This is a genomic window from Methylobacterium sp. 001424705 (assembly GCF_059816145.1).
Window position 1 is genome coordinate 68,040 of the sequence record NZ_JCBANU010000017.1, and the last position, 12,380, is coordinate 80,419.

12 protein-coding genes are annotated in these 12,380 nt (G+C 70.9%); 5 read left to right on the forward strand and 7 right to left on the reverse strand.

Annotation, left to right across the window (positions count from 1 at the left end):
* Positions 1-56 precede the first annotated feature (56 nt).
* The gene (locus AC6EUL_RS14080) at positions 57-491 is read left to right on the forward strand and encodes a YybH family protein (RefSeq protein WP_056277485.1); all 435 of its coding nucleotides are present in this window, start codon (positions 57-59) and stop codon (positions 489-491) included.
* A 75-nt stretch (positions 492-566) separates the two neighbouring features.
* Here the strand turns inward: AC6EUL_RS14080 and AC6EUL_RS14085 are convergent, their stop codons facing one another.
* The 3 genes from AC6EUL_RS14085 to AC6EUL_RS14095 all read right to left on the reverse strand — a co-directional run bounded on the left by AC6EUL_RS14085 (position 567) and on the right by AC6EUL_RS14095 (position 3,988).
* Positions 567-1,265: a GntR family transcriptional regulator gene (locus AC6EUL_RS14085; RefSeq protein WP_056212020.1), complete on the reverse strand. Its 699-nt coding sequence runs from the start codon at positions 1,263-1,265 to the stop codon at positions 567-569.
* A 213-nt stretch (positions 1,266-1,478) separates the two neighbouring features.
* A complete protein-coding gene (gene zwf / locus AC6EUL_RS14090) occupies positions 1,479-2,957 on the reverse strand; it encodes a glucose-6-phosphate dehydrogenase (protein ID WP_056277483.1) in 1,479 nt (492 codons plus the stop codon).
* A 185-nt stretch (positions 2,958-3,142) separates the two neighbouring features.
* Positions 3,143-3,988: an SDR family NAD(P)-dependent oxidoreductase gene (locus tag AC6EUL_RS14095; protein WP_499870778.1), complete on the reverse strand. Its 846-nt coding sequence runs from the start codon at positions 3,986-3,988 to the stop codon at positions 3,143-3,145.
* A 127-nt stretch (positions 3,989-4,115) separates the two neighbouring features.
* Between AC6EUL_RS14095 and AC6EUL_RS14100 the strand changes: the two genes are divergently transcribed.
* A complete protein-coding gene (locus AC6EUL_RS14100; protein ID WP_499870780.1) occupies positions 4,116-5,882 on the forward strand; it encodes a L,D-transpeptidase family protein in 1,767 nt (588 codons plus the stop codon).
* A 370-nt stretch (positions 5,883-6,252) separates the two neighbouring features.
* On the opposite strand, the gene AC6EUL_RS14105 is transcribed toward AC6EUL_RS14100, so the two are convergent.
* The 3 genes from AC6EUL_RS14105 to AC6EUL_RS14115 form a co-directional block, all read right to left on the reverse strand.
* Complete coding sequence (locus AC6EUL_RS14105) at positions 6,253-6,957, reverse strand: carbonic anhydrase (protein ID WP_499870782.1); 705 nt, start codon at positions 6,955-6,957, stop codon at positions 6,253-6,255.
* Between the two features lie 611 nt (positions 6,958-7,568).
* Positions 7,569-7,925, reverse strand: coding sequence for a hypothetical protein (locus AC6EUL_RS14110; protein ID WP_056212012.1), 357 nt, complete (start codon positions 7,923-7,925; stop codon positions 7,569-7,571).
* A 110-nt stretch (positions 7,926-8,035) separates the two neighbouring features.
* On the reverse strand, positions 8,036-9,082 hold the full coding sequence (locus AC6EUL_RS14115) for an alpha/beta hydrolase (protein WP_056212010.1): 1,047 nt from the start codon (positions 9,080-9,082) through the stop codon (positions 8,036-8,038).
* 276 nt (positions 9,083-9,358) lie between these two features.
* On the opposite strand from AC6EUL_RS14115, the gene meaB reads away from it, so the two are divergent.
* The 3 genes from meaB (at position 9,359) to AC6EUL_RS14130 (ending at position 11,484) form a co-directional block, all read left to right on the forward strand.
* Positions 9,359-10,357: a methylmalonyl Co-A mutase-associated GTPase MeaB gene (gene meaB / locus AC6EUL_RS14120; RefSeq protein WP_056212008.1), complete on the forward strand. Its 999-nt coding sequence runs from the start codon at positions 9,359-9,361 to the stop codon at positions 10,355-10,357.
* Between the two features lie 5 nt (positions 10,358-10,362).
* Complete coding sequence (locus AC6EUL_RS14125) at positions 10,363-10,989, forward strand: pyroglutamyl-peptidase I family protein (RefSeq protein ID WP_499870785.1); 627 nt, start codon at positions 10,363-10,365, stop codon at positions 10,987-10,989.
* Between the two features lie 150 nt (positions 10,990-11,139).
* Positions 11,140-11,484 carry a CsbD family protein gene (locus AC6EUL_RS14130; protein ID WP_056277469.1) on the forward strand — a complete coding sequence of 115 codons (345 nt, stop codon included), beginning with the start codon at positions 11,140-11,142 and terminating at the stop codon, positions 11,482-11,484.
* Between the two features lie 69 nt (positions 11,485-11,553).
* On the opposite strand, the gene AC6EUL_RS14135 is transcribed toward AC6EUL_RS14130, so the two are convergent.
* Positions 11,554-12,339 carry a 3-hydroxybutyrate dehydrogenase gene (locus AC6EUL_RS14135; protein ID WP_499870787.1) on the reverse strand — a complete coding sequence of 262 codons (786 nt, stop codon included), beginning with the start codon at positions 12,337-12,339 and terminating at the stop codon, positions 11,554-11,556.
* Between the last annotated feature and the right edge of the window lie 41 nt (positions 12,340-12,380).

Genomic DNA, 12,380 nt, shown 5'->3' on the forward strand with positions numbered 1-12,380 from the left:
GATCGTCCAATAACCCTTGCGGGGCGTACGGAAACGGTCTTGCGAGGGAGGGAACGATGATGACCCGACATCTTCTCGGTGCGGCTCTGGCCGCGTGCCTCGTCCTGCCGGTGGCGGCCCGCGCCGACACCGCCGCCACGGCCGGGCGCAGCGCCGCCGAAACCTGGGACAAGACCTACAACAGCGGCGACATGGACGCCCTGGGCACGCTCTACGCCCCGGACGCGCTGGTGATCCCGAAGGGCGCGGCGATCTCGGGACCGAGCGAGATCAAGACGTTCTTCTCGGGGCTGAAGGCAAAGGGCTTCGACGATCACCGGATCACCGTCCAGTCCGCGCGGGAGACAGGCGACGTCCTGGTGCTGTCCGGGCGCTGGGAGATGAACGGCCCCGGCGAGGGCGGAGCCCGAAAGAAGTTCGAGGGCAACTGGATCAACGTGATGGAGCGCCGCCCCGACGGCTGGCGCACCGTGCTGCACACCTGGAACTAGCGCTCGGAGCGGCGCCGCCCGCGCCCCCCGGCGGATGGCCGGCCGGGACGGGCTGGCGCGAGGACGGATGGCGGCTCAGGCCGCCGACCCGGCCGCCTCGCGGCTGGCGGCGCCGAAATTCTCGGCGATCACCGGGGTCCGGGCCCGGATGTGGGCGCGCATGAGCAGGGCGAGCGCTTCGCCGTCGCGGGCGCGCAGCAGCGTGATCATCCGCTCGTGCTCGGCCACCGACTGCGCCCACTGCTCCGGCGTCTGATGCACGGCGTAGCGCGAGCGCTGGATGCGACCCGAGAGGCTGTCGTAGATGCCCCCGAGGGTGGCGTTGCGGCTGGCCCGCATGATGGCCTCGTGGATCTCCCGGTTGAGGGCGAAGTAGACCCCCTCCTCGCCGGCGCGCCAGGCGGCCACCATGGCCTCGTGGTCGCGGGAGATGCCGTCGATCTCCGCATCGGTGATGATGCGGCAGGCGAGATCGGCGGCGGTGGCCTCCAGGCCGGCAATGACCTCGATCATCTCCTCGATCTCGGACTGCGACAGGCTGGCGACGCGGGCGCCGCGATTGGGCAGCAACTCGAGAAGCCCCTCGGTGGCGAGGATCTTGATCGCCTCGCGCAGGGGCGTGCGGGAGATGCCGAAGCGTTCGGTCAATTCGCTTTCGTTGATCCGCGCCCGCGGCTCCAGCTCACCCGAGCGGATCAGGTCGCGCATTCGGTCGACGACCTCATCGTGCAGATAGCGCCGGTTGATGCCGAGGCCCGGTTCGATCTTGTTCATGGGTCCACGACGTCTGGAAGAGGAATGAAAAATACTCCCTCTGGTAATGCGTCGACTGAGACCTGTCGAGGGAGTGCGGAACTATAGCCCGGTTCCGCGCACAGGCCTCCGGCGAAAGCCAGGCGACCCCACCGGGATGACGGATCCGCGGGTCTTCGAGCCGCCTGCGGCCTCACCCGACACCACCCCGCCCTGATCCGGCGGGGGCGTCTCTCAGCGAAGCTCCTCGTGCCAGGTTCGGCCGTCGCGCTCGATCAACGCGATGGCGGCGGTGGGACCCCAGCTTCCGGCGGGATAGGGGCGCGGCGGCTCGGGCCGGTCGGCCCAGGCCTTCAGGAGGGAATCGGCCCAGGCCCAGGCGACCTCGACCTCGTCGCGGCGCATGAACAGCGTGGCGTTGCCGCGCACCACGTCCATGAGCAGGCGCTCGTAGGCATCGGGGTAGCGCTGCTTGAAGGTCTCCTCGAAGGAGATGTCGAGGTTGGTCGGCCGCAGCCGCATCCCGCCCGGACCCGGATCCTTAGTCATGACTTCGAGCTTGATCCCCTCTTCCGGCTGGAGCCGGATGACGAGGCGGTTGGGCTCGCGTCCGAAGGATTCCGCCGGGAAGATCGAGAACGGCGAGGCGCGGAACTGCACCACGATCTCGGACAGCTTCCGGGGCAGGCGCTTGCCGGTGCGCAGGTAGAACGGCACGCCGGCCCAGCGCCAGGACTGAACCTCGAGTTTCAGGGCGACGAAGGTCTCGGTCCGGCTGTCGACGTCTCCGCCGAGATCGGTGCGGTAGCCGTCCACCGGCTGGCTGCCGACGGCGCCGGCCGAGTACTGGCCGCGCACCGTCACGCTCTGCACGTCGTGCGGCGTGATGGGCTTCAGGGCCCGCAGGACCTTCAGCTTCTCGTCGCGCACCGAATTGGCGTCGAGGGAGAGCGGACTCTCCATCGCCATCAGGCAGAGGAGCTGCAGCATATGGTTCTGGACCATGTCGCGCAGCGCGCCCGAGGTGTCGTAGTACCCCGCGCGGCCCTCGACTCCGACGGTCTCGCCCACCGTGATCTGGACGTGGTCGATGACGTCGGCCGTCCAGAGCCGCTCGAAGATGGTGTTGGCAAAGCGCAGGGCCAGCAGGTTCTGCACCGTCTCCTTGCCGAGATAGTGGTCGATGCGGAAGATCTGCTCCTCGGGAAACACCGTGCCGACCGCATCGTTGATGGCGCGGGCCGACTTCAGGTCCTTGCCGATGGGCTTCTCCAGCACGACGCGGGACTTCTCGCCGATCAGGCCGTGCTTGGCGAGATTCTGGCAGATCGAGCCGTAGAGGTCGGGTGAGGTGGCGAGGTAGTAGGGCCGCACCTGGTCCGGGCGCTCGGCGAGCTTGGCGGCCAGATCCTCCCAGCCCTCGTCGCCGGCTCCATCGACCGCGACGTAATCGAGGTGGTCCAGGAAGGCGGCGAGCTTGTCCTCGCCGATGTCGCCGGCCGGAACGAAGCGCTTGATGGCGTCGCGGGCGCGCTCGCGGAAGGCCTCGGTGGTCATCTCCGAACGCGAGGCGCCGATGATCCGGCTCGTCTCCGGAATCTGTCCGTCCATGAAGCGGTAGAACAGGGCCGGCAGCAGCTTGCGCGTGGTCAGGTCGCCGGTGGCGCCAAAGACGACACAATCGAAGGAGGCGACGGGGATAATGGTGGCCAAGTGCGGCTCCCGTTCGGTTTGCAAGTCAGGCGGTTCGCGGGTCGGCAAGTCGGCTGGCGAGTCGATTTGCAGGTCGGTTTGCGGGTCGCGACGAATCGCCCCCGGTGTGTCGGCTTCCCCGCGACGCTATGCAAGGCACCCGCCACCCGAGGGGCGTGCGGGAGGGCACCCCTCCCCGCGCCCGGTCACGATCCGGCGAAACGCGTGAACGCCGCTCCATGGTTCGGATGCCAGCGGGACAGCGCCGGCCGGTTCTCGATGATGTCCCCGGCCGCCCAGGCGATCCGCTTCTCGTCCTGTGCCCGGGTGGTCTCGTTGTCCGGACACAGGATGTAGAAGTCGCCCCGGGCCAGTCCGGCCATCAGGGCATCCACGGTCTCGTCCGGCGTCCAGGCGCCGGCGGGCTTCTCGCTGACCCCGCGGGCCCGCGTCAGCCCGGTATAGACGAATCCCGGGATGAGCAGGTGCGCGCTGACGCGGACGCCCTCGCGTTCGCGCAGGTCGTGGGCCAGGGCCTCGGTGACGACCTTCACCCCCGCCTTCGAGACATTGTAGGGCGTGTTGCCGGGCGGCGTGGTGATGCCCTGCTTCGAGCCCGTGACCACGATGGCGCCAGGCTCGGTCCCGGCGATCATCGCCGGTGCGAAGGCCTGGATGCCGTTGATGACGCCCCACAGATTGGTGTCGAGGATGCGCGCCCACGTCTCGGGGTCCGAGAACAGCCGTCCCCCGGCCTCGATCCCGGCATTCAGCATGACCACGGCCGGCGGCCCCTCCGCACAGGCCGCCGCGCCCAGGGCCGCGACGGCCTCGGGCCGGGCCACGTCCGTGGCCATCGCGTGGACGGACGCCGCCGTCCCGCCGCGCGCGACCTCGGCGCGGGCCGAGTCCAGCGCCGCGCCCGGCAGGTCGGCGAGCCAGACCCGCATGCCCGCCGCGGCGAAGCGCCGGGCGGCCGCCAGCCCGATGCCGCTCGCCGCCCCGGTGACGACGGCGGTCCGCCCCGCCTGAATTGCCGAATGGTTGGTCATGGCCGCTGCTCCTCTGCCGTTCCGGGGCGGGAGTTAGGGCGCGCGCCGGCCCCCGTCACGGCACGGCAGGAGATTGGTAACCGTCTGTGCGCATGGTCGGGGAGACATTCCACTCGAAAGGTTCGCGATGCTTTCGCGCCACAGGACCGTCGCCCTCCGCCCGCACCGCCTCCGCGCGGGCCTGTCGCCCCTGGCCCTCCTCTGGGTGCTGGGCGGCGCCGCCACGGCTCAAGTCTCCGGCGCACCGGAAGCCCCCGCGCCCGCGAAGGCTCCGAAGATCGAGAGCCTCACCACCACCGCTCCGGCGACGCCCGCCGTCCAGGCGATCGCACCGGGCGCAGCCGAGGCCACCGCCGCCCCGGCTGCCGCCCAGGCCCGGAAGTCGCGCGAGCTGCCGCCGCTGGTGGTGGCCCGGGTCTCCGCCGACCCGGTGCCGACCCTCAGTCCCGCGACGTTCCTCGACACCCTGCGGATGGCCGACCGCTATCAGGCCATGGTGGATGCCGGCGGCTGGACCGCGCTGCCCGCCGACCTCGTGGTCAAGCCCGGCGCCGGCCATCCGGCCATCCCGGCCCTGCGCAAGCATCTCGCGCTCGTGGGCGACCTGGCTGCCGATGCCCCGATGAACGACCAGCTCGACACCACCCTGGTGGCGGCCGTGAAGGCGTTCCAGGCCCGCCACGGCCTGCCCGAGACCGGGCTGATCGGCCGCCAGACGGTGGCGGCGCTCAACGTGCCGGCGGCCACCCGCCAGCGCCAGCTCGCCGCCTCCGCCGCGCGCCAGATCGGCTCGAACTTCGCCTATGGCGACCGCTACGTGGTCGTGAACATCCCCTCCGCCACGGTGGAGGCCGTGGACCACGGGGTCGTGGTGCGCCGCTACGTGGCGGTGGTCGGCAAGCCCGACAAGGCGACGCCGCGGATCGAGGCCCGCATCACCGACGTGAACCTCAATCCGACCTGGACCCTGCCGGTCTCCATCATCAAGAAGGAGATCATTCCGAAGATGCGCAAGGATCCCGGCTACCTCGCCCGGGAGCGCATCCGCATCCTCGGTCCCGGTGGCGTCGAGGTCGACCCCACCGCGATCGACTGGTCGAGCGAGAAGGCGGCCAACTACACCCTGCGGCAGGATTCCGGCCTGGACAATTCCCTGGGTCAGGTGCGCATCGACATGCCGAACAAGCAGGCGGTCTACATGCACGACACGCCGTCGAAATCGTTGTTCGCCCGCGAGGTGCGGTTCCATTCCCACGGCTGCGTGCGCGTCGCGCAGGTGAAGGAGCTCGCCGGCTGGCTGCTCGAGGGCACGCCCGGCCCCAACGGTCCCGGCTCGACCTGGGGCCCGATCGAGATCGAGACCAGCATCGCCACCAACGAGCGCCTCGACATCAAGCTGCCGAAGCAGATCCCCGTGACCTTCGTGTATCTCACCGGTTACGCCACCCCGGACGGCCGCGCCCATTTCCGGGACGACATCTACGGGATCGACAGCCCTGCGGTGCCGATGCCGGACGTGGCGGCGACGGGGACGATCGCGCCGCCGACCGCTCCCAAGTCGGCGGCCGTGCCCGCGACGCCGAAGGCGTCCAGCACCGGGTCCGCATCCGCCCGGACTCCCGGCGACAAGCCGTCCCTCGCCAGCCCGCCCCTTGCCAAGCCATCCCTTGCCAAGCCATCCCTTGCCAAGCCGGTTCAGGCTGCGCCGGTCCCACCCAAGCCCGTGCCGAAGGTGATCGCGGATAAGGGAGCCGTGCCCGGCGCGGCCCCGGCTCAGAGCCCCGGCAAGGCAGCTGCGCCCAGGCCGACGAGTACCGGCGCCGAGAAGACGGCAGGCGATTTAGTCCCCCCGGGATCGATCCCCAGCCGCGCGGCGCTTCCCCCCACGGATTGAGCCCAAGCCGGCCGTTCCCCTATCGCAAGGGCTCGCCCGGCGCGATGGGGGGCGCCTTCCTCCGGTCCGCCCCGGCCACCTGTCGTGGCCCGTCCGCTCGGACGCTCTCGGGAGTCGACGCGCGGCTGACAAGACCCGGGATCGCCATCAATTGAATGGTATCATCTTGCGAGCGCGTTCCGACGGGGGCCGTGCGAGGAGACGGATCACCCAGGGTCCGGCGGAACGCGCGGAGCAGCGTCGCAGAGCGAGGTGGTGAGCCTCCTGCCTGGCACCTGGCCATGGCGGGTCTCGTGGGTTCTGTCTCGACGTGCCAGCGGCCTTGATCGAGGGCGTATCGCGCGTGGCAAGGTGCGTCGGACGAGGCGCCTCAGAGAAGCGTGACCTTGCCGTTGCCGATGTCATAGAAGCCGCCGACGACCTTCACCTGCCCGCGAGCGACGCGGTCCGAGAGGATCGGCCCGGCCTGCTCGAGACGCCGGACGTTGTGCCGGACATTCTGGGCGATCGCCTCGGCAAGGGGATCCGGTGCCCGCGCTTTCTCGGCCAAGTCGACCGCCGGCCGGATCGCGTCGATCAGCATCGGCAGATGGCCCGGAAGCACGACGTTCGTCTTCATGACCTCGATCGTCGCCTTGACGGCACCGCAATCGGAATGGCCCAGCACGAGGATCAGCGGCGCGCCCAGCACCGCCACGCCGTATTCGAGGCTGGCGAGGCTGTCGGTGTTGACAAAATTGCCCGCGACCCGGACGACAAACAGGTCCCCGGGTCCCTGATCGAAGACGAAATCCGGTGCGACTCGGGCATCGGCGCAGCCGACCACGCAGGCGATCGGATGCTGTGCGGCGACCCTCGCCGCTCGGCCGGCGGAAAAGTCCCTGTTCGACGGCGTATTCGCTGCGTAGCGCCCGTTGCCTTCCAGCAGGCGCGCGAGAGCCGCGTCGGGCGTCATGACGTTCGACCCCGAAGCCTCCGCGGCCGCTCCGGGTGCCGCCGGCATGGCGAGCGCGCCGGCAGCGACGGCGGTCAGCAAGGTGCGGCGTGAGACATGAGATGCATGCTGATCACACACGGTCGCAATTCCTAGTCGAAAGACTTATGCCTCATCATCTCAGGGTTGTATCACGCCGGTTTTCCGTCGCCAAGTCCGAACTCCGCGGGAAGTTCGTGACGTGACAGGGCTCACGGGTCAGCGCTGACCGACCGCTCCGATAGACGGCAGGGCAGGCAGGCTGGACGATTCATGTTCGCGCGGGTTGATGGGCTCGGGTCGAGGCCCGTTCTCCGCGAGCTATGGGGATTTCCGGTGACGGAGGTGGTCAGGCGGCGCGGTGATCTGGGTTCGCTGCGACCTCGGTCCCGTCGCGGACGACGACGCCGGCCACGACCTTCGGCACCGGGTTCTCGCCCTCAGCCGAGCTGGACCCCGTCCTGAACGACCGCGAGCAGCCGCGCGTCGCCGTGATCGTCAACGGCCTGAGCGCGGTGAACATCGACGCGGATCTGGTGCGAGGCGGCCATCCGGACCGCCCTTCGACGTCCGCCCGATCGACACGGAGCCGGGGCGCCTTCGAGGCCGCCCCCTATCGCGGAAGGCCCGATCCGTTCCCGGTCCGGCAGCGGGGCGCCTGAACGGCGCCCCCGTCCGGTCGCCCGCGACGGAGCGACCGGACGGGTCGGCGATCAGGAATCGAGGCCGCCGTCCTCGTCGATGTCGACCAGGAACACGATGTCGGCATCCTCCTCGTCCTCGTCGTCCGCCTCGTCGTCGTTCGAGGCCTCGGCATGGCGGGCATCCGGCTCGTAGGGCTCGTCCTCCTCGGAATCGTCCTCGGCGAGGGCGTCCTCGAAGATCTCGATCTCCTCCTCGGTGGCCGCCCGGACCTTGAGCGGGGAGGTGCCGTTCCACAGCACCTTGCCGTCGCTCTTCATGGTCTGGATGTCGTCCTTGAAGCCATCGCAGGTGAAGAGGTCGTTGGCGACCTCCTCGGAGCCGTTGATGACCGCGATGGCCACGCCATCGATCTCGAGTGTGAACATCGCGAATCCTTGTTGTCTGCAGCCTCGGGGCCGCCGTCCGTGTAGGGGCGAACGGGGCGGAGGCCAAGGCCCGGACGGGCGGGGGTTGGTTTGCGGCGGGTGGCCGGGCCTCAGGCCCCGCCGCTCGCCCGGGCGATGGCGCGCTTGACCACGCCCTGCACGTCGGGATTGGAGAGGAACAGGTCGTGGTTGATGAGGCCGCCGCCGTAGTCGGAGGCGTCGGCCACGCGGACCCCGAGGGCTTCCAGGCGCTCGCGGTCCGCCGCGCCGGCGCGCACGATGCCCCCCGCGATGGCCCCGGAGAGCTCGAGGGCGCGGTCGTTCGTCGACGAGATCACCGTGATCTTGTGCACGTCCGGCCCCATCCGCTCCACCGCGCTGGTGAAGAGGTCGATGTCGATGTCGGGGGCGGCCAGCACCACCGCGCCGATGCGGGCCATGGCGGCCTCGCCGGCCTCGGCCCGCAGCATGCGCAGGGTCTCCAGGGTCAGCAGCGTCCCCATGGAATGCGCGACGATGTTGATGCGCCCGCCCGAGGGGGAGTTCGCCAGCGCCTTCAGCAGGTCCTCGAAGCCGTCGCGCGACCACAGGGCGCTCTCGCGGTCGTAGCCGTAATCGAAGGTGGCGGCCGCCGAGGGCCAGGTGAACAGGGCCGAGGCGCCGCGGAAACGGATGCCGTCGGAAAGCTTGGCCGCACTCAGGGCCGCCGACTGGAAGCTCTCGCGGTAGCCGTGGACGTAGATCAGCACGTCGCGCCCCAGCGCCGCCTGGGCGAAGGCGGCGGCCGCCCCCGCGCCGGTCTCGACCTGCGGCACCGCCGTCACCGCCCAGTCGCCCGTCACCACGGAGGAGACCTTGCCGATCAGCGAGCGGTCGGGCGCCGACAGCCGCACCTCGGCGAAGCTGAGGCCCCGGCCGCGCTCGGAGGTGAAGTAGGGGCTCTTCGGCGGCGAGCCGACGGGTTTGCGCGTGGTGGCCACCAGCAGCACCGGGCTGACGTCGAGGGCCGACTGGCGCTCCGGCGCGCCGCCCCCGACCGCATCGGTGACGAGGCCGTCGGCGACGCAGCCGGCCAGCCCGGGCGTCAGGCCGGCCACCCCCGAGAGGGCGGCGAAGCGCAGCAGCGCGCGACGGGTGGGAGGCTGGGATCGGATCATGGGTCGGAGCTCGGGTCGGATCATGTCGTGCAAGGCGGCCCTGAACGTGGTGGCCCCGGGACGGGCGCAGCGCGTCAGTATCCTGTCGATCAGGATCGTGACCATGGCGGGGCGGAGGCGTGGCCGTGGCGATGTGGATTGCGGGCAGAGGCAGGGCTGTGGCCCCGGACCCACAGGGCGGCACGCCCCTGGTTCACGCCGGTTTGCGGGGGAAGCGCCCGCGCGCCGGGCCGCCCCCCTCGACGAAACCGGGCCGGACCGGCAAAGAAGACAACCATGGCCGCCTCCCCCGCACCCGCCCTCGACATCGATGCCCTGCGCGAGCGGCTGCTCGCCGGAGACCGCGCCGCCCTGGCGCGGGCGATCACGCTGGCCGAATCGAAGCGGCCCGATCATCGGGCGGCGGCGCGTGGCCTCATCGACGCGGTGCTGCCGCAGACCGGCACGGCGATCCGCGTCGGCATCACCGGCGTGCCCGGCGTCGGCAAGTCGACCACCATCGACGCGCTCGGCGCCAACCTGACGGCGGCCGGCCACAAGGTGGCGGTGCTGGCCGTCGACCCCTCCTCGACGCGCACCGGCGGCTCGATCCTCGGCGACAAGACCCGGATGGCGCGCCTCGCCCTCGACCCCAACGCCTTCATCCGCCCCTCCCCCTCCTCCGGCACCCTGGGGGGCGTCGCGGCCAAGACCCGCGAGACCATGCTGCTCTGCGAGGCGGCGGGCTTCGACGTCATCCTGGTGGAGACCGTCGGCGTCGGCCAATCCGAGACGGCGGTGGCGGACCTGACCGACTTCTTCCTCGTCCTGATGTTGCCGGGAGCCGGCGACGAGCTCCAGGGCATCAAGAAGGGCATCCTCGAACTCGCCGACATGATCGCGGTGAACAAGGCCGACGACGGCGAGGGCGAGCGCCGGGCCAGCGCGGCCGCCTCGGAGTATCGCGCCGCCCTGCACATCCTCTCGGCGCCGAGTTCGACCTGGACGCCCCCGGTGGTCACGATCTCGGGCCTGAACAACAAGGGCCTCGACGGCCTGTGGGAGCGGATCGTCGACCATCGCAACAAGCTCACCGCCACGGGCGAGATCGCCGCGAAGCGCCGGGCCCAGGACGTGAAGTGGATGTGGGCCCTCGTGCACGAGCGCCTGCATCAGCGCCTCGTCGGCTCGGCCGAGGTGCGCCGCCGGACGGCGGAGGCCGAGGCTTCGGTGGGGCGCGGGGACGCCTCGCCCGCCGCCGGGGCGGAGGCCATCGCCACCCTGATCGGCCTCTGACCCGCATGACGGGACCGCTGCTGGTCACCGGCTTCGGTCCGTTTCCCGGCGTGCCGCGCAATCCGAGCGCGGCCCTGGCCCGGCGCATCGGTGCCCTCGCGCGCCCGAAGCTGGGCGGCATTCCGGTGCGCGTGCTGATCCTGCGCACCACCTACGCGGCGATCCCCGACAGGCTGGCGCCGGCCCTGGCCGAAGCGCCGGCCGCGATCCTCATGCTCGGCGTCGCGACCCGCGCCAAGCGGGTCCGGGTGGAGATGCAGGGACGCAACCGCACGAGCCGCCTCTTTCCCGATGCCTCCGGCCGGACCGCGTCGCGCCTGACCCTGGAGCGGGATGGCCCGCCCGCGCGCCGCTCGCCCGCGGCGGCCTCCGCGCTCGCGACGCTGCGCGGGCACGGGATCGCGGCGGTCCCCTCGCGGGATGCGGGGCGCTACCTCTGCAACGCCAGCTATTTTCGCGCCTTACGCGAATCACCCCCGGCGCTGTTCGTGCACATCCCGCTCCCGCCCCGGACGAGCCGGCCCGCGAAGGCACCCGTGCGGCCGCGACGCGAGGCCCCCGGGGAGCGTCTCGCCCGGGCCTGCGCGGAGGTCGCGCGCCGCCTGGTGATCCGCGGCCGGGCGCGCGGCTGAGGGGCGGGCGACAGGGCCCTTTGCCGGCGCGGGAAGATTTTCACCCCCGGCATGGGTCTCCTTCGCGCCGTCGGGCGTTCTGTGAACGTCGGATGCGGGCGCCCCGACCCGGACGGGCGGTCCGCATCATCCACGTTCAGGAGAGAGACCATGGTCGATACGGATCGCATCGTCGGCGCCGCCAAGGAGTTCGGCGGTAAGGTTCAGGGCGCCGCGGGAGACCTCGCCGGTTCCTCGCGCACCTCGGCCGAGGGTCGCTACCGCGAGGCCGAGGGCCGCGCGCAGGACATCTACGGACAGGCCAAGGACACCCTGCGCGACGTCGCGGACAACGTCTCGGATTACGCTGGCGACGCCTACGAGCGCGGCGGCACCTACCTGCGCGACGGCAGCCGGGTGGTGGGTCACCGCGTGGAGGAGAACCCGTTCATCGCCCTCGTGATCGCGGGCGCCGTCGGCTACGGCCTCGCCCTGCTGCTGCACGGGCGCCGCTGAGCCCGCCCCCCGGCCGTCCCCGCTCCGTCCGCCATCGCGGCGGAGCGGGGACGGCCATACGGGACCGCGCTACTGCGCCGTCCAGCCGCCATCCATGGCCATGTTGGCGCCGGTGATCTGGCTCGCCGCATCCGAGGCCAGGAACACGGCCAGGGCCGCCACCTGGTCGATGGTGACGAACTCCTTGGTCGGCTGCGCCTTGAGCAGCACCTCGTTGATGACCTCGTCCTCGGTCATCCCCCGCGCCTTCATGGTGTCGGGGATCTGGCTCTCGACCAGGGGCGTCCAGACATAGCCCGGCGAGATGCAGTTCACCGTGATGCCGTGCGTGGCGAGTTCGAGGGCCGCGGCCTTGGACAGGCCGACGAGGCCGTGCTTGGCCGCCACGTAGGCGGACTTGAAGGGCGAGGCGACCATGGAGTGCGCCGAGGCCGTGTTGATGATCCGGCCCCAGCCGCGCTGCTTCATGCCGGGGATCGCGGCGCGCATGGTGTAGAAGGCCGAGGACAGGTTCAGGCTGATGATCTGCTCCCACTTCTCCGGCGGGAAGTCCTCGATCGGCGAGACGTGCTGGACGCCGGCGTTGTTCACGAGCACGTCCACGGAGCCGTAGGTCTCCTCCGCCAGTCGGATCAGCCCCGCGATCTCGCCGGGCTTGGTCAGGTCGGCCGGCGAATGGGCGGCCTTCACGCCGAACTCGGATTCGATCCCGGACCGCGCCGTCTCGATGTCCTCGGGCTTGCCGAAGCCGTTGAGGACGATGTTGGCGCCCTCCTTGGCGAAGGCGCGCGCGCAGGCCAGGCCGATGCCGCTGGTGGAGCCCGTGACGACGGCGGTCTTGGATTTCAGGATCATGGAAGCCTCCTAGGGGCACTCTTCGACGCGGGGGATCCTAG